This is a genomic window from Brevundimonas sp., assembly GCF_965227765.1.
GTDB lineage: Bacteria > Pseudomonadota > Alphaproteobacteria > Caulobacterales > Caulobacteraceae > Brevundimonas.
Map to the genome: position 1 here is coordinate 1,160,824 of NZ_OZ245778.1, position 15,911 is coordinate 1,176,734.

Consider the following 15,911-nt stretch of genomic DNA (forward strand, 5'->3'; position numbering starts at 1 on the left):
GATGATTGCGGTCCCCGGTTTCGAAGGGCGTCGCGTCGCGGTCTTCGGCCTGGGACGGTCGGGGATCACGGCGGCGCGCGCCCTGCACGCCGGGGGCGCCATCCCCATCCTGTGGGACGACGGCGTATCCGGCCGGATGCAGGCCGAGGCCGAGGGCTTTCTGGTCGAGGACCTGACCACCGCCGACTGGTCGTCCTTCGCCGCCCTGGTCCTGTCGCCGGGCGCGCCCCTGACCCATCCCAAGCCGCACTGGACGGTGGACCGCGCCCAGGCCGCCGACGTGCCGGTCATCGGCGATGTAGAACTGTTCGCCCGCGCGCTGGACCGGTTGCCCGACGCCGTGCGGCCCAAGGTGATCGCCATCACCGGCACCAACGGCAAGTCCACCACCACCGCCCTCATCGGCTGGGTGCTGAAACAGGCGGGGCTGAAGACGGCCATCGGCGGCAATATCGGCATCGGCGTCCTGGCCCTGCCGGCGCCCGCCGAGGTCGAGGTCTATGTCATTGAGGTCTCCAGCTATCAGCTGGACCTGACCACCAGCTTCGCCCCCGACGTCGCCATCCTGACCAATGTCTCGCCCGACCACCTGGACCGTCACGGCGGCATGGAGGGCTATGTCGCGGCCAAGCGGCGGCTGTTCCAGACGATGACGCCGGACAAGGTCGCCTTGATCGGCGTCGACGACGACTGGGGCTGGGCGGTGGTCGGCGACCTGAATGCGCGTCGACTGCGTGTGTCGACCATCACCACCCGCACCCCGGACGGGGAGACCCGCGCCCGCGTCCCGCTCGCCGACATCGACCCGGACAGCGCGCCCGCCTTCGATCAGGGCCGGTTCATCATCGTCGACGCCACAGCCGGTTTCCTGACCGTCGACGGCGTCCATGTCGCCGACCTCTCTGTCGCCCGCTCTCTGCCCGGTCGTCACAACGCCCAGAACGCCGCCTTCGCCTATGCCGCCGCCCGCGCTGTCGGCGTGTCGGATGACGCTGCGGTCGAGGGATTGATGAGCTTTCCCGGTCTGGCCCACCGCATGGAGACGGTCGGTCATCTGGGATCGGTCCGCTTCGTCAATGATTCCAAGGCCACCAACGCCGACGCTGCGCGTCAGGCCCTGGCCTCCTATCCGACCAGCTTCTGGATCGCGGGCGGACGGGCCAAGGCGGGCGGCATCGCCGAACTGGCCGATCTGTTTCCCCGCGTCACCAGGGCCTATCTGATCGGCGAATCCGCCCAGGATTTCGCTGCGGCTCTGGGGGAGACGCCCCATGTCGTCTGCGGAACCATGGAGGCCGCCGTGGCCGCCGCCGCCGCCGCCGCCCAGGCAGCCGGTGGCGAGCAGGTCGTGCTGCTGTCGCCTGCCTGCGCCAGCTTCGACCAGTATCCCGATTTCGAGGCCAGGGGAGAGGCGTTCCGCGCCGCCGCCCTGGCCGCCGGGGCCTCGGCATGACTCAGCCGACCTTCAGCCACCCCTTTTCGCGCAACGACCAGAGCCCCATCGCCCAGTGGTTCTGGACCGTGGATCGCGGCTTGCTGGGCGCGGCCCTCACCCTGATGGCGACCGGAGTGGCGCTGAGTTTCGCCTCTTCGCCCGCCGCGATCCTGGCCGACGAATCGATCACCGACCCCTTCCACTATTCGTGGCGGATGATGGTCTGGGCGGGTGCGGGCGTGGTCATCATGCTGGGAACGTCCCTGCTGTCGCCGCGAGGCGTCAGGCGGTTGGCCGTTCTGGGGCTGATGGGGGCCATTGTCGTCATGGCGGCCCTGCCGTTCATCGGCGACGAGGTGAAGGGCGCCGCGCGCTGGATCAACCTGGGGCCGTTCAGCCTTCAGCCGTCCGAGTTCGTCAAACCCTGCCTCATCATCTTCGCCTCGTGGATGTTCGCGGAAGGCCAGAAGGGCCAGGGCGTGCCGGGCGTCAGCATCGCCTTCGGCTTCTGGGCCCTGACTGTGGGCCTGCTGCTGATCCAGCCCGACATCGGCCAGACGCTTTTGATCACCACCACCTTCATGGCCGTCTTCTTCATGGCCGGCGTGCCGCTGAAGTGGGTCGCCGTCATCGCCGCCGCCGGAGCGGGCGGCCTGGTGTCGCTGTATTTCGCCTTTGGCCACATGCGCGACCGCCTCAGCCGCTTCACCAATCCCGAGACCACCGACACCCACCAGATCGACCGCGCCTCCGAGGCCATCCGCGCCGGCGGCCTCGTCGGGCGCGGGGTGGGCGAGGGGGTGATGAAGCGCAGCGTCCCCGACCTGCACACCGACTTCATCTATTCCGTCGGGGCCGAGGAGTTCGGCCTGATGCTGAGCCTGACGCTGATCGGCCTCTATGCCTTCATCGTCGTGCGCGGGATGCGCCGGGCGACCAAGCTCAACGATTCGTTCGAGCAGACGGCGGCGGCGGGCCTGTTCATGCTGATCGGGCTTCAGGCCTGTATCAATGTGGCGGTGAACCTGAACCTGATCCCGACCAAGGGCATGACCTTGCCCTTCATCAGCTATGGCGGGTCGTCCATGCTGGCCATGGGGCTGACCATGGGGTTCGCCCTGGCCCTGACCCGGCGGCGGCCCGGCGCCTATGCGCCCGGCGCCACCCTGTCCCGACCCCGGCGCATCCTGCCCTGACGGAGGGCCATGGGCTTTCAGGCGTGTTCGCTTGATTTTTCAGCCCGCTGCGACTGCTGCTAAGCCTTGTGCAACACTCGTGTGTCACACCCGTGGGGCAGTTTCGGATTACCGTATGTCCCGTCGTCTCGCCTTGTCGATCGTCGCCGCCTTGACCCTGGCGGTCACATCACTGGCGACGCAGGCTGCGGCCAAGGTGGACCGCACGCCGCTGGAACTTGCGGCCGCCGTCGAACGTCGCGCCCAATCGACAAGCTTCCAGCAGTTGGAGGCCTTCGGAGCCGCCGCCGAGCGCCGGACCGACCGCGAAGGGCTGAACCGCCTCTATCACGTCACCTGGATATTCTTGAACCAGGGCGAGTTCGACAAGGCGCGAGACTGGAACGCTCGGCTCGAGAAGGCCGCCCGGAGCCGCTCCGATTATCGCTACATCACGATAAGCCAGCTGAACGCCTTGGCGATCCTCTACGATGAGGGCGACGAGGACGCTGCGGCTCGTATGGCCGAGATGGCCCGCAGCGAGATCGACTGGTTCACCAAGGCCCACGCCACCCGCCTCACCGCCCTGGCTCTGATGGACGAGGACAAGGTCGGCGAGGGCCTGAGCCTGCTGACCGCCGTGACCGAGCTGATTCCCACCACAGACCCCTACGCCAATACCGCGCAAGCCGGGGTCTGGGAGGTGGCGGGCATCGGCCTTCTGAAACTCAATGACTTCGAGGGCGCCGCTAAGGCCTTTGGGCGGTTCGAGATCGACTATTCCGACGCGGCCTATCCGCGTCCGGATTTCGACAGCCTTTACAATCTGGCCCGGCTCTCGACGCAGCTTGGAGACCAGGCCCTGGCCGATCGGCTGGCCCAAGCCCACCATCGCCTGGCCCAGCGGGCCGGGATCGAGAGCCTGTCGGTCTATGACGCCAATCTCTGCGCCATCGTGGCCTCGTCACGGGGCGCGCCCCAGGCGGTGCTGGACTGCCTGGCGCCCTATGGCCAGGACCTGGGCGCGGCCTCCTTCCTGGCCCCCCGGCTGCTGCCGCTGCGCGCCATCGCCTATGCCCAGACCGGCCAGGTTCAGGCAGCCCGGCGAGATCTGGCCGATATGCGCAACCGCCTGGCCAGCGGCGGCTATCGCGAAGAGGGCCCGTCGGAACTGCCCCACGTGGAGGCGGCAGTGCTGCAGGCGCAGGGCCGGTCCGCCGAGGCCTATGACAAGCTCAACGAATACTACCGCAATCACGCCGTCCTCTCGGCCCAGCGTTTCAGCGCGGGCATCAGCCAGGTCACGGGCGACATGGAGGAAAAGCTGGCCGAACGTCGTCGCCAGCTCGACACCGCCCGCGCCAACACCTCGCTTCAGCGGGCCATGATCCGGTCGCAGAACTGGATCGTCGGTATCGTCGCCTTGTTCCTGATTTCGGCGGTGGCTGTGGTCGTCTGGCAGTTCCGGCTGGCGGGCCACCTGCGTCGGGCCCGCTCGCGCGCCGACGCGGCCAACCGCTCCAAGTCGGAGTTTCTGGCCAACATGAGCCATGAGATCCGCACCCCTCTGAACGGGATCGTCGCCATGGCCGACACCCTGGGTCGGGCAAGTCTGGGTGCGCGGGAAGCCGAGATGGTCGACGTCATCCGCTCGTCCGGCGTCACGCTTGAACGGCTTTTATCAGACATCCTCGACACGGCCCGCATTGAATCCGGTCAGATTACGATCGAGGCCGCCCCTTTCCATCTGGGTGACGCGGTGCGCGCCATCGAGGCCTTGTGGGCGCCGCACGCCGCCGAAAAGGCCGTCGCCCTGGATGTCAGCGTCGACATGATGCTGGATCGGATGGTCGCGGGCGACGCTGTGCGGGTGCGCCAGATACTGACCAATCTGGTCTCCAACGCCCTGAAGTTCACAGCCCGGGGCTCGGTTACCGTAACCGCCGAGGCCATGGGCGACGGCGTGGCGCGGTTCACGGTTTCGGACACCGGCGTCGGCTTCGACGACGACCAGAGAGAGCGGATCTTCGGACGATTCCAGCAGGCGGACGGCTCGATCACGCGCCGCTTTGGCGGCACCGGCCTGGGCCTCGCCATCTCGCGCGATCTGGCCGAGTTGATGGGCGGCAGCCTGGATTGCGAAAGCCGGCCGGGCGAGGGCGCGCGGTTCTGGCTCGAACTGCCCCTGCCGTTCGCCGACGCCGTCGCAGCCGAGGATCAGGCCGAGACCGGCTCGACGGGCGACATGGCGCTGCGCATCCTGCTGGCCGACGACCATCCGGCCAATCGCAAGGTGGTCGAGATCATGCTGGCCCAGACCGACATCGAACTGACCATCGTCGAAGACGGCTGTCAGGCGCTGGAGGCCTTCGCCAAGGAGCGGTTCGACCTGGTGCTGATGGATATGCAGATGCCTGTCATGGATGGGCTGACGGCGACCGCCGCCATCCGGGCGCTGGAGGCGGCCGAGGACCGCGTTCGCACCCCGGTCGTCATGCTGACCGCCAACGCCCTGGCCGAACACGTCGCTGCGGGTCGCGAGGCGGGCGCTGACGGCCACCTGGCCAAGCCCATCACCCTGGCCACCCTGTTCGCGGCCATCGAGGCGCAAATGAGCGGCGCCCGCGAGACGGCGCGAGAAGCGGCCTGAGGCAATCTCAGGACCACCGTCATCTCGGGACAAGCCGAGTATGAAAAACCTGGGTGGGGGTTAGTTCGCCGAAGTCCGCTTCTTGGCGAAAGCCGTCCTGAGGTCGGCAAAGGCCAGCGGCATCAGGCTCCAGGGCTCGATGCAATAGCGGCGGTAGAGGCGTTTCGGGTCCTTCACCAGCCGGTACAGCCACTCCACGCCCATCCGACCCATCCAGCGCGGCGCCGATTTCTGGGCTCCGGCCTCGTAGTCGAAGGCGGCGCCGACCGAAAAGATGGCGCAGTCGGGCAGGGCGTCCAGATTCTGGCTGATCCAGATTTCCTGGCGCGGCATCCCCATGCCCACGAACAGTACATGAGGGTTATAGGCGGCGATGCGCCCGATCAGGCGTTCGTTGTCGTCCGATCCGGGCGTGGCGTCGAAATAGCCGTGCTGGGTGACGATCCGGGCGCGAGGATACCGGGCGCCCAGGCGCTCGGCGGCGATCTGGCCCACCTCGGCGGTCCCGCCGACGTACATGATCCGCCAGGCGTTTCGATTGACCAGGCTCCAGAAATGGTCGCGCCAGTCCAGATAGGTGCAGCGATGAAAGCCCTTGCTCTTCAGCCCCAGCAGCTTGGCGAAATGCACCAGGGGCGTGGAATCCAGCTCCACCAGATCGGCCCGCTCGTAGAATTCGCGCATCTCGGGCGTCTTGGACAAGAGGTAGATACTGTTCAGGTTGTGGTTGGCGATGATCACCTTGCGGCGTTCCAGGATCCACCGCTCCATGTGGTGCAGCACCTCTTCGGGCTTCACCAGATCGACCAGTTGGCCCATCAGATGGACGCGTTCCTGGGGGCGTCGCGCCTTGCGAAACCGCGTCCGCGTCTGCTCGCGGCGGTCGGGCGCTGCGGCGGAAATCCGGAAATGGGTACTGTCGGCCATACCCCAACCTAGTCGGCCACCCCTCAAGACCCGGTGACGAGACAGGCTTAACGAATCCCTGATCCCCGATGGGTGGACAATGTTAGGCTGTCGGCCATCACTCCCTGATACGCCTTCAGTGCCTGCTCCCCCGGACCCGCCCATGAAACCCATCGCCATCCTGGAAGCCGGCGCACCGCCCGAGGCGCTTCGGGACCTGTTCGACGACTATCCCGCCCGGTTCCGCGCCCTGCTGGGCGACGGGGTGCCCACGACGCGGTTCGATATCCGCGCCGGCCGCCTGCCCGAGGACCCTTCGGCCTTCCAGGGCGCGATCCTGACGGGGTCGTCGGCGGGGGTCTATGACGACCTGCCGTGGATCGCGCCGATGATCGACTGGCTGCGCGCGGCCCGGGGCAAGACCCGGCTGGTCGGCATCTGTTTCGGCCATCAGGCCATGGCCGAGGCCTTCGGCGGCAAGGTTGAGAAATCGGATCGCGGCTGGGGCGTCGGCCTGCACCGCTATGATGTCGTGGCCAACGAGCCCTGGATGTATCCACGCGCCTCGCGCATTGCCATCCCGGTCTCTCATCAGGATCAGGTGGTGGCCCCGCCGCCGGACGCCCGCGTCATCGCCCAAAGCCCTTTCACGCCCTATGCGGGCCTGGCCTGGGATGGGCCGGTCTCTCACGAGGGCGTCGAGGGCCATCCCGCCATGTCCTTCCAGTGTCATCCGGAGTTCCAGCCCGAATACGCCGCGGCCCTGGTCGCGTCGCGACGCGGTACGCGGCTGCCCGAGGCCTTGGCCGACGAGGCGACCTTCAGCCTGACCCGGCCCAATGACCGCGCGGTCCTGACTGCCTGGATCCGCGCCTTCCTGATGCTGACCCCGCCGCCGGTCGAGGGTGAGGGCAGTGGCATCTAACGTGCAGGACGCGGGCTGACGGACGGGGTTTCCGGGGGAAGTGATCCGATGCGAGACATGACGGGCGCACGCGCCGCCATTCCTGCGGCCTTGCTGGGCCTGGCGCTGCTGGCGGGTTGCGCGATGACGCCTCGGATCGAGGCCGATCCCATCCTGCCCTCGACGCCCGCCTCGTCAGAGGACTGTTCGGTCTTCACCGCCATGATGGAGCTGTTTCCGCGTCCGCTCGACGGCAGTCCGCTGCGCATCTACGCCTATGCCGTGCCCGAGGACCCGCCGTATCAGCCCCAGCGCGCCGAACAGCGCACGCCCGGCCGGATCTCGCTGGAGGTCTGCCCCATCCCCGAGATCGCCTTCGTCCGTGATGCTTCGGCCATCACTCTGGGGCGGCCCGAGATTCACGATGGCTATGTCATCGTCCCCTATCGCGAGAGCAGCCAGCACGCCCGGGTTCGCGCCGTGCTGGAACCCGTCCCCGGCGGTCGCTGGCGTCACCGCAGCGCCTATCTGAGCGTGGACTAGGGCCTAGCCGATCAAGGCCCTGGCCGCCGCCCGCGCTTCGTCGGTGACGGTTGCGCCCGACAGCATCCGGGCGATCTCCTCGCGCCTGCGCTCATCGTCCAGGGCGACGACGGTGGTGGTCGTGGCGCCGTCGCGGTCGGACTTCATCACCTTCCAGTGGGCGTGACCGCGCGCGGCGACCTGGGGACTGTGGGTCACGACCAGGACCTGGGCCCCGCCTGACAGCCGCTTCAGCCGCTGGCCCACGGCTTCGGCCACGGCCCCGCCGACGCCCTGATCCACCTCGTCGAAGATCATCACCGGCTGGCGCTGGTCCTCGCGTCCTGCGAGCGCCGCCTTCATGGCCAGGGCGAAGCGCGCCAGTTCGCCGCCCGAGGCGATGGCGTCCAGCGGGCCGAAGTCGTCGCCCGCGTTCGTCGCGATCTGGAACCGCACCGTCTCGACCCCCAAGGGCCCGCGCCGTCCATCGGCGACCGGTTCGAAGGCGACGCGGAACCGCGCACGGTCCAGCTTCAAAGGCCCCAGTTCCGCCATCACCCCCCGCGTCAGCCGCTCGGCCGCCGCCTCGCGCGCCGAGGTCAGGAAGGTGGCGGCCAGGTCATAGGCCTCGCGCGCGGCGGAGGTGGCCCGTTCGGCCTCGGTCAGGGCGTCGGCGCCGTCCTCGATCAGCCTGAGCTGCTCGCGCAGATGGATGCGCAGGGCGGGCAGGGCGTGGACGGTGGTGTTCAGCTTTCGCGCAGCCGCCCTCAGGGCGAACAGCCGTTCCTCGGCCTTGTCCAGCCGGCCCGGTTCGAAGTCGAAGGCGGCGGCGGCGGCGTCCACCTCGGCGATGGCCTCTATGGCTTCGACGATGGTGCGGTCGATGGCCTCGGCGGCGGCGACCAGCCGGGCGATGACCGGATGGCCGTCCTCGGCGCCCGCCTGGATCGCCCTCTGGCGGGCGTGTTCGACGGCGCGCAGAGCGGCGGACAGTTTCTGGCTCAGCTTGTCGCCGCCCAGCTGCATCCGGGCGTCGGCCAGGTCGGCGACCGCCTTTTCCGCCGCGCCCAGGATGGCGCGTTCGCCGGCCAGCTCGGTCTCCTCGTCGTCGCGCGGGTCCAGGGCGTCGAGGTCGGCCAGGTTCTGTTCGATCTCTTCGGTGCGGGCGGCGGCGTCGGCGGCGGCGGCCTTGAGCTCGGCCAGGGTCGCCTCGGCGGTCTTGAGCCTGTCGGCGGCCTGGGCCACGGCCTGAAGCTGGGGTGCGGTCCCGCCATAGGCGTCCAGCAGGCTGCGATGGGTCTTCCAGTCCAGCAGGCCGACGGTCTCGTGCTGGCCGTGGACCTCGACCAGCAGGGCGCCGATCTCGCGCAGGGCCGTGACCCCGGCGGGCTGGTCGTTGACATAGGCCCGGCTGCGGCCGTCCGCCGACAGGGTCCGGCGCAGGATCAGGTCCTCGCCCGCCGTCACCTCGAAGCCTCGTTCGGCGATCAGGGCGATCAGGTCGGGGTCGGCGGGGGCGGTGAAGACGGCTGTGGCGCTGGCCTGCTTGGCGCCCGAGCGCACCAGTCCAGCGTCGGCGCGCCCGCCGAGGGCCAGCCCCAGGGCGTCCAGGATGATCGACTTGCCCGCCCCGGTCTCGCCGGTCAGGACCGTAAGTCCCGTCTCGACGTCCAGATCCAGGACGTCGACCAGCACCACGTCGCGGATCGACAGGGCGGTCAGCATTGGAGGCCGTAAGTTTGGCAGGCGCGATTCGGCATGGCGGGCATCATAGCCCGGCCGGAACCAACCGCGAACAACGTCGGGTGACCTTCGTCGCCGATCAGCCGGGAATAATCCGGCGCAGCCAGCTTTCGCGCTGGGCGGTCGGCGCGGTTCCCGGCGTCTGGCCTTCTTCGGTCAGCAGGGCATAGGCTTCCGAATACCAGGGGCTGCCGGGATAGTTGAAGCCCAGGACCGAGCCCGTGCGGACGGCTTCGTCCTTGAGGCCCAGGGTCAGATAGACCTCGACCAGGCGATACAGGGCCTCGGGCGTGTGCGACGTGCGCTGGAAGGCCTCGTTATCGATGACGGCGTTGTAGCGACCGATGGCGGCCAGCGGCTGGTTGTTGCGCTGGTAATAGCGGCCGATGTTCATTTCCTTGCCGGCCAGCTGGTCGTTGACCATGTCGATTTTCACGACCGCGTCGGTGGCGTAGGAGGACCCGGGATAGCGGCGGGCCACGTCGCGCAGGCCGGCGAGGGCGGCCTCGGCATAGCCCTGGTCGCGACCGACGTCGACGATCTGCTCGAAGTTGCAGGTGGCGCGCATGTAGTAGGCGTAGGCCGCCGACGGGCTGCCGGGGAACAACTGCACGAAGCGGTCCGACGCGGCGATCGACTCCGCGTAGTTGCCGTTCTGGTAGTAGGCGTAGATCTGCATCAGGATCGCGCGGCGCGACCATTCCGAATACGGATGCTGACGCTCGACTTCCTGGAAATAATCGACGGCGTCGGACCAGCGCTTGCGCTGCAGCCGCTCATAGCCGGTGTTGTAGAGCAGTTCGACGGGCCGCTCTTCATAGGCCAGCTTGGGACGGTTCTTGCCGCCGCAGGAGGCCAGGGTCAGGGAGACGGCGATCGTGACCGCCAGGGCCACGCCGGTGCGAAGTTTCGAAGTCGGCAACGGATACCTCATGACACCCAGGCGGACCGACGCCCCCGGCGCCGCTCCAATGTTGGTCGCGATCTCTACACTAGGGACACAGGCCAAGCCAATGCAGGGAAAATCGAATGCTCCCGGCTTGCTCCGTGGCCCCGCGCTGCTAAAGGAGCGCGAGAACTGAACAGGCGTCATTGGCGGTCCGATGACGGCGAAAGGATGACCGGTCAATGAAGCTGCTCTCTGGCAATTCGAACCGGCTGCTGTCCCAGGCCATCGCCGCCCATCTGGATATGCCGCTGACCAAGGCCCAGGTGAAGCGTTTCGCCGACAACGAGGTCTTCGCCGTCATCGAGGAAAACGTCCGTGGCGAGGACGTGTTCGTGATCCAGTCGACCTCCTATCCGGCCAACGACAACCTGATGGAGCTGCTGATCATGACCGACGCCCTGGTGCGGGCCTCGGCCAAGCGCATCACGGCCGTCATGCCCTATTTCGGATATGCCCGGCAGGATCGGAAGACGGGGGGGCGTACGCCTATCTCGGCCAAGCTGGTCGCCAACATGATCACCCGCGCCGGCGCCGACCGGGTGCTGACCATGGATCTGCACGCCGGCCAGATCCAGGGCTTCTTCGACATCCCGACCGACAACCTGGTGGCCACGCCGGTGCTGGCCCAGGACATCAAGGACAACTATCAGCGCGGCAATCTGATGATCGTGTCGCCCGACGTGGGCGGCGTGGTGCGCGCCCGGTCGCTGGCCGAACGGCTGAACGTCGACCTGGCCATCGTCGACAAGCGTCGTCCCAAGGCGGGCGAGAGCGAGGTGATGAACATCATCGGCGACGTGTCCGGCCGCGAATGCATCCTGTTCGACGACATCGTCGATTCGGGCGGCACCCTGGTCAACGCCGCCAAGGCGCTGATCGAGGCCGGCGCAACGCAGGTCTCGGCCTATATCAGCCACGGCGTCCTGTCGGGCCCGGCGGTGCAGCGCGTCACGGATGGTCCGTTGAAGGAGCTGGTCATTACCGACTCGATCGAACAGCCGTTCGAGGTGACCAACTGTTCCAAGATCCGCACCGTGCCGATCGCGCCCCTGATCGGTGAAGCTATCCGCCGGATCGCGAACGAGGAATCGGTTTCCAAGCTGTTTGATTAATGGTCTGAAAACCACCACGATGGCGTTATAGGCGCTGGAAGCATCGGCGTCGGCGACGACGACGCATAGCGCTCACGTGGGAAGATTCTTGATGACACTGGCCCAAATTCGCCGCGGCATGACCGTGGCCGCCATTGCCGCCGCAACCATCCTCGCCTCCTGCGGCCCATCCGCCGCCGAGCTGGAAGCCCAACGCCTGGCCGCCGAGGCCGAGGCGCGCGCCCGCATCCCGCCGCCGGTGACCCTGAACGAGGGCGTGGCCCAGGCCGCCTCGGTCTATGTGTCCTTCATCCGCGACGTGAGCACGATCAGCGGCGGCTTCCAGAGCCCCGAGGCCATTCAGGCCGCCATGCGCCGGGGCGCCGACTATGACCCCGCCACCCTGTCGCGCGGCATGATCGCCTATGCCTCGATCATCGCCCTGCAATCGCCCGAGTTCGTGGCCGGGGTGCGCAGCTTCTCCACAGATCCCGTCTCGCGCCGCCAGGTGGTCGAGAACCTGATCGCCGATCCAGCCTATGCCGCGACCCTGCCGGGCGCCGACTATGCCGCCGGCTTGATCTCCACGACCCTTGGCCAGGACATCACCAGCCTGACAGCCATCGCCGATTCGGTCGAAAACGACGCCTACACCATCCAGGAACGCCAGGATCCGCGCCGTCGCTGGGCCATCCTGCCCATCGCCAACCGCGAAGTCCGCCTGGAAGAGGCCAAGACCATTTCCGCCAGCGGGATGCTGCCCTCGGCCGAGGATTCGGCCCGGCTGTTCGCTGCCGCCAACTCGGGGACCGGCCTGGGCCTGGCCGCGGCGCGTCGTGGCCCGCCCTATACCCCTGCCGTCATCAACGCCCTGGCCATCGCCGCCCTGGCCGCCATGGGCGCTGCCGGGGATGAGGCTCGCGCCAATACCGAGGCCCTGACGTTCGAATCCAACAGCCAGTTCTGCCTGGATATGTCCAAGCTGAACCTGTTCCAGTGCCTGGCCGCATCGCGCCCCAGCTATGAGGACATGTTCTGCGTCGGCCGCCACATCGTGCGCGACCTGGCCAGCTGTGCAGCCTCCTCCACGATCCCGGCCACGATCATCACCAACACCGCCCCCACAGCCATCGAGGGCGGTACGCCGATCGCGATCAACACCGGCTCGCTGGAGCAATCCCCCGTCAGTCCGAACTGACGGGCGGCGGCATCCGCCACCCGCGCGGGCGGCATCCACGGCAGAGCGGTTGCGTAAGCCGGCTCTTGCGTGTAATGACCCGCGCTCTTGAATTCGAGGGTCCATGACCCCGCCGCGCGAGCCAAAAAGCTGGCGCAGGCGTTTTTGTTGTTGAGGCGAGCCAGATGGCCGAGATCATTCTGAACGTGGACGTCCGCGAAAACTCCGGCACCGGCGGCGCGCGCGCTGTTCGCCGCTCGGGCGCCGTTCCCGGCGTCCTGTACGGCGGCGGCAAGGCCCCCGTCGCCATCTCGGTCAACGAGAAGGATTTCCGCAAGAACCTCTACACCGGCAAGCTGCTGGGCCATCTGGTCACGCTGAAGTACGGCGACGAGAGCCAGCCGGTGATCGCCAAGGACGTGCAGTTCGACCCCGTGTCGGACCGTCCGCTGCACTTCGACCTGATGCGCGTCGACGCCAAGCAGACCATCAAGATCGAAGTGCAGGTGCACTTCATCAACGAAGACAAGTGCGAAGCCTTCCGTCAGGGCGGCTCGCTGGAAATCGTTCGTCACGCGGTCGAGATTTCGGTCCGCGCCGACCACATCCCTGAAGACCTGGTCGTCGATCTGGCCGGTCACAAGCTGGGTGACACCATCCGCTTCTCCGACATCAAGCTGCCCAAGGGCGTCGAGCCCACCATCACCGACCGCGACTTCGTGATCGCCTCGATCAAGACCTCGTCGGCAGCCATCTCGGCCGCCCACGACGAAGAGACGATCGCCGAGGAACAGGCCGCCGTCGCCGAGGCTGCTGCCGACGAAGTGCCCGCCTCCGAGCAATCGGACGAGGCCGAGGGCGACAAGACCGAAGCCTGATCGCTTCGCGTCTGATACGTTTCGAAACGGCCCATTCCCTGGCGGGAGTGGGCCGTTTCCATATCCGGACCTGACCGCATGATCATCATCGCCGGCCTCGGCAATCCGGGCCCGAAATACCAGAACAACCGCCACAACATCGGCTTCATGGCCGCCGACGAGATCGCCCGGCGCTGGCGCTTCGGCCCCGAGCGGGCCAAATTCCAGTCGGTGATCAGCGAAGGCGAGGTCGACAGCGCGAACGGCCCGGTCAAGGTCCTGCTGATGAAGCCCCAGACCTTCATGAACGAGAGCGGCCGGGCGGTCGGCGAGGCCGCGCGCTTCTACAAGATCGCGCCAAAAGACATCATCATCTTCCATGACGAGATCGACCTGGCGCCGGGCCGGTTCCGCATGAAGACCGGCGGCGGGGCGGCGGGCCAGAACGGGGTCCGCTCGCTGATCAGCCACCTGGGCGCCGACTTCCGCCGCGCCCGCATGGGCATCGGCCACCCCGGCGAGGCCCATCTGGTCATGCCCCACGTCCTGGGCGATTTTCACAAGGCCGAGCAGCCCTGGCTTGAGGCCATGCTGCGCGCCTGCGCCGACGCCCTGCCGTTCGCGGCGGCGGGCGAGGACGAACGGTATCAGGGCGAGGTCCTGCGTCTGGCCCCCGCGCCCAAATTCAGCCCGCGACAGGCGGCAAGGGGCGAGTAGGGGGCGCCCTCGCATACGGTTCCGCTTGCGGCGTTTGGGCGGTTGTTCCCGGCTACCGGACTAGACTAAAGAAGGTTGATGACGATGAAACCAACCGTGATGGCCCTGTTCCTGGCCGCCTGCGCCGCCTCCATCGGCGCCTGCAACCGCGAGCCCGACAAGGCATCGACCAAGACCGTGGTCGAAAAGGACGGGGCCAAGGCCGTCGTAGAGATCAAGACGGCATGGTGCCGCCCGTCGCCGAACGGCGCCCAGGCCGGGGCCTGCTATCTGACCATCAAGTCGTCGGTCGCCAACCGGATCACCGGCCTGGCCACCCCCCTGGCCACCGAGGCGGCCATCCACGACATGACCATGGCCAACGGCATGATGACCATGACCCCCATGCCCGACGGCCTGCCGCTGGAAGCGGGCAAGTCGATCGAACTGGCGCCGGGCGGCAAGCATCTGATGCTGGTGGGGCTGACGGGGCCTCTGGTCGAGGGGACGTCCGTGCCCCTGACCCTGACCTTCTCGGCGACCCCCGCCATGACCGTTCAGGCGGCTGTTCGCCAGCCTGAGTGACCGGCGTCCGCCGCGCGGCCTGACAAACGGCGGCGAACCGTATAAAGCCTCGCGCCACACGAGGCCCAATGCCACGCGGGGCCCGGCTCCGCCGTTCGGCTCCCAAGGAATACCATGGCTCTGAAAGTCGCGATCGTCGGCCTGCCCAACGTCGGCAAGTCCACCCTGTTCAACGCCCTGACCAAGACTGCGGCTGCCCAGGCGGCCAACTATCCGTTCTGCACCATCGAGCCAAACACCGGCGACGTGGCGGTGCCCGAGCCGCGCCTGGACGCCCTGGCCGAGATCGCCGGGTCGAAAGAGATCATCCCCTCGCGCATCACCTTCGTGGACATCGCCGGCCTGGTGCGTGGCGCGTCCAAGGGCGAGGGCCTGGGCAACCAGTTTCTGGCCAATATCCGTGACTGCGACGCGGTGGCCTTCGTCGCCCGCTGCTTCGTCGATGACGACATCACCCATGTCGAGAACCGCATCGACCCGATCTCGGACCTGGAGATCATCGAGACGGAGCTGATGCTGGCCGACCTCGAAAGCCTGGAAAAGCGCGTCGTCGGCGTAGAGAAGAAGGCCAAGGGGGGCGACAAGGACGCCCAACTGACGCTGAAGCTGATCAACGCCGCCCTGGTCCCTCTGCGCGCCGGCAAGCCCGCCCGCGTGGTCGAGGTGTCCAAGGAGGACGAGAAGGCCTGGCACATGCTGCAGCTGCTGACGTCGCTGCCCGCCCTCTATGTCGCCAACGTCGATGAAGGCTCGGCTGACAAGGGCAATGAACTGTCCGATCTGGTCGCCAAGCGCGCCGCCGAGGACAACGCCAAGTCGGTGGTCATCTCGGCCAAGATCGACGCCGAACTGGCCGTGTTGGACGCCGCCGAACAGGCCGAGTTCCTCGAAGGCCTGGGCCTGGCCGAGCCGGGCCTGAACCGTCTGATCCGCGAGGCCTATGCGCTTTTGGGCCTGCAGTCCTATTTCACCGTCGGTCCGAAAGAGGCCCGCGCCTGGACCATCCATATTGGCGACACAGCCCCCCAGGCGGCGGGCGTGATCCACACTGATTTCGAGAAGGGCTTCATCCGCGCCGAGACCATCGCCTTCGAGGACTATGTCGCCCTGCGCGGCGAGGCCAAGGCGCGCGAGGCGGGCAAGCTGCGCGCCGAGGGCAAGCAGTACGTCGTCAAGGACGGCGACGTGATGAACTTCCTGTTCAACTGATCGGCGGAGGGC

General features: G+C 67.6%; 14 protein-coding genes. 11 read left to right on the top strand and 3 right to left on the bottom strand.

Annotation, left to right across the window (positions count from 1 at the left end; translation table 11 throughout):
- Position 1: 1 nt before the first annotated feature.
- From murD to ACO05L_RS05575, 3 genes are all read left to right on the top strand, one after another.
- A complete protein-coding gene (murD, locus tag ACO05L_RS05565) occupies positions 2–1,453 on the top strand; it encodes a UDP-N-acetylmuramoyl-L-alanine--D-glutamate ligase (protein ID WP_421731178.1) in 1,452 nt (483 codons plus the stop codon).
- Entirely contained in the window at positions 1,450–2,631 is a 1,182-nt protein-coding gene (locus ACO05L_RS05570; RefSeq protein WP_421731179.1) for an FtsW/RodA/SpoVE family cell cycle protein, read from the top strand. Before murD ends, ACO05L_RS05570 begins: the two co-directional genes overlap by 4 nt.
- 115 nt (positions 2,632–2,746) lie before the next feature.
- A complete protein-coding gene (locus ACO05L_RS05575) occupies positions 2,747–5,260 on the top strand; it encodes an ATP-binding protein (protein ID WP_421731180.1) in 2,514 nt (837 codons plus the stop codon).
- 60 nt (positions 5,261–5,320) lie between these two features.
- On the opposite strand, the gene ACO05L_RS05580 is transcribed toward ACO05L_RS05575, so the two are convergent.
- Positions 5,321–6,187, bottom strand: coding sequence for a WecB/TagA/CpsF family glycosyltransferase (locus ACO05L_RS05580; RefSeq protein WP_421731181.1), 867 nt, complete (start codon positions 6,185–6,187; stop codon positions 5,321–5,323).
- A gap of 142 nt (positions 6,188–6,329) precedes the next feature.
- Between ACO05L_RS05580 and ACO05L_RS05585 the strand changes: the two genes are divergently transcribed.
- Positions 6,330–7,091 (top strand): type 1 glutamine amidotransferase, encoded by a 762-nt coding sequence (locus ACO05L_RS05585; RefSeq protein ID WP_421731182.1) that lies wholly within the window; start codon positions 6,330–6,332, stop codon positions 7,089–7,091.
- Positions 7,092–7,139: 48 nt separating this feature from the next.
- Positions 7,140–7,613, top strand: a complete 474-nt coding sequence (locus tag ACO05L_RS05590; RefSeq protein WP_421731183.1) for a hypothetical protein — start codon at positions 7,140–7,142, stop codon at positions 7,611–7,613.
- 3 nt (positions 7,614–7,616) lie between these two features.
- On the opposite strand, the gene recN is transcribed toward ACO05L_RS05590, so the two are convergent.
- Entirely contained in the window at positions 7,617–9,317 is a 1,701-nt protein-coding gene (gene recN / locus ACO05L_RS05595; protein WP_421731184.1) for a DNA repair protein RecN, read from the bottom strand.
- 97 nt (positions 9,318–9,414) lie between these two features.
- Positions 9,415–10,269 carry an outer membrane protein assembly factor BamD gene (locus tag ACO05L_RS05600; RefSeq protein WP_421731185.1) on the bottom strand — a complete coding sequence of 285 codons (855 nt, stop codon included), beginning with the start codon at positions 10,267–10,269 and terminating at the stop codon, positions 9,415–9,417.
- Between the two features lie 194 nt (positions 10,270–10,463).
- Between ACO05L_RS05600 and ACO05L_RS05605 the strand changes: the two genes are divergently transcribed.
- From ACO05L_RS05605 to ychF, 6 genes are all read left to right on the top strand, one after another.
- Positions 10,464–11,396, top strand: coding sequence for a ribose-phosphate pyrophosphokinase (locus ACO05L_RS05605; RefSeq protein ID WP_421731186.1), 933 nt, complete (start codon positions 10,464–10,466; stop codon positions 11,394–11,396).
- 91 nt (positions 11,397–11,487) lie between these two features.
- The gene (locus ACO05L_RS05610; RefSeq protein WP_421731187.1) at positions 11,488–12,573 is read left to right on the top strand and encodes a hypothetical protein; all 1,086 of its coding nucleotides are present in this window, start codon (positions 11,488–11,490) and stop codon (positions 12,571–12,573) included.
- 164 nt (positions 12,574–12,737) lie between these two features.
- A complete protein-coding gene (locus ACO05L_RS05615) occupies positions 12,738–13,430 on the top strand; it encodes a 50S ribosomal protein L25/general stress protein Ctc (RefSeq protein WP_421731188.1) in 693 nt (230 codons plus the stop codon).
- Between the two features lie 78 nt (positions 13,431–13,508).
- Positions 13,509–14,126: an aminoacyl-tRNA hydrolase gene (gene pth, locus ACO05L_RS05620; protein WP_421731189.1), complete on the top strand. Its 618-nt coding sequence runs from the start codon at positions 13,509–13,511 to the stop codon at positions 14,124–14,126.
- A gap of 78 nt (positions 14,127–14,204) precedes the next feature.
- Complete coding sequence (locus tag ACO05L_RS05625) at positions 14,205–14,690, top strand: copper chaperone PCu(A)C (RefSeq protein ID WP_421731190.1); 486 nt, start codon at positions 14,205–14,207, stop codon at positions 14,688–14,690.
- 114 nt (positions 14,691–14,804) lie between these two features.
- Positions 14,805–15,899, top strand: a complete 1,095-nt coding sequence (gene ychF, locus ACO05L_RS05630) for a redox-regulated ATPase YchF (RefSeq protein WP_421731191.1) — start codon at positions 14,805–14,807, stop codon at positions 15,897–15,899.
- The last annotated feature ends 12 nt before the right edge of the window (positions 15,900–15,911 follow it).

Bases quoted from the DNA above. Each gene is read 5' to 3' on its own strand.
- murD (WP_421731178.1), top strand. From the start codon at position 2: ATGATTGCGGTCCCCGGTTTCGAAGGGCGTCGCGTCGCGGTCTTCGGC.
- ACO05L_RS05570 (WP_421731179.1), top strand. From the start codon at position 1,450: ATGACTCAGCCGACCTTCAGCCACCCCTTTTCGCGCAACGACCAGAGC.
- ACO05L_RS05575 (WP_421731180.1), top strand. From the start codon at position 2,747: ATGTCCCGTCGTCTCGCCTTGTCGATCGTCGCCGCCTTGACCCTGGCG.
- ACO05L_RS05580 (WP_421731181.1), bottom strand. From the start codon at position 6,187: ATGGCCGACAGTACCCATTTCCGGATTTCCGCCGCAGCGCCCGACCGC.
- ACO05L_RS05585 (WP_421731182.1), top strand. From the start codon at position 6,330: ATGAAACCCATCGCCATCCTGGAAGCCGGCGCACCGCCCGAGGCGCTT.
- ACO05L_RS05590 (WP_421731183.1), top strand. From the start codon at position 7,140: ATGCGAGACATGACGGGCGCACGCGCCGCCATTCCTGCGGCCTTGCTG.
- recN (WP_421731184.1), bottom strand. From the start codon at position 9,317: ATGCTGACCGCCCTGTCGATCCGCGACGTGGTGCTGGTCGACGTCCTG.
- ACO05L_RS05600 (WP_421731185.1), bottom strand. From the start codon at position 10,269: ATGAGGTATCCGTTGCCGACTTCGAAACTTCGCACCGGCGTGGCCCTG.
- ACO05L_RS05605 (WP_421731186.1), top strand. From the start codon at position 10,464: ATGAAGCTGCTCTCTGGCAATTCGAACCGGCTGCTGTCCCAGGCCATC.
- ACO05L_RS05610 (WP_421731187.1), top strand. From the start codon at position 11,488: ATGACACTGGCCCAAATTCGCCGCGGCATGACCGTGGCCGCCATTGCC.
- ACO05L_RS05615 (WP_421731188.1), top strand. From the start codon at position 12,738: ATGGCCGAGATCATTCTGAACGTGGACGTCCGCGAAAACTCCGGCACC.
- pth (WP_421731189.1), top strand. From the start codon at position 13,509: ATGATCATCATCGCCGGCCTCGGCAATCCGGGCCCGAAATACCAGAAC.
- ACO05L_RS05625 (WP_421731190.1), top strand. From the start codon at position 14,205: ATGACGATGAAACCAACCGTGATGGCCCTGTTCCTGGCCGCCTGCGCC.
- ychF (WP_421731191.1), top strand. From the start codon at position 14,805: ATGGCTCTGAAAGTCGCGATCGTCGGCCTGCCCAACGTCGGCAAGTCC.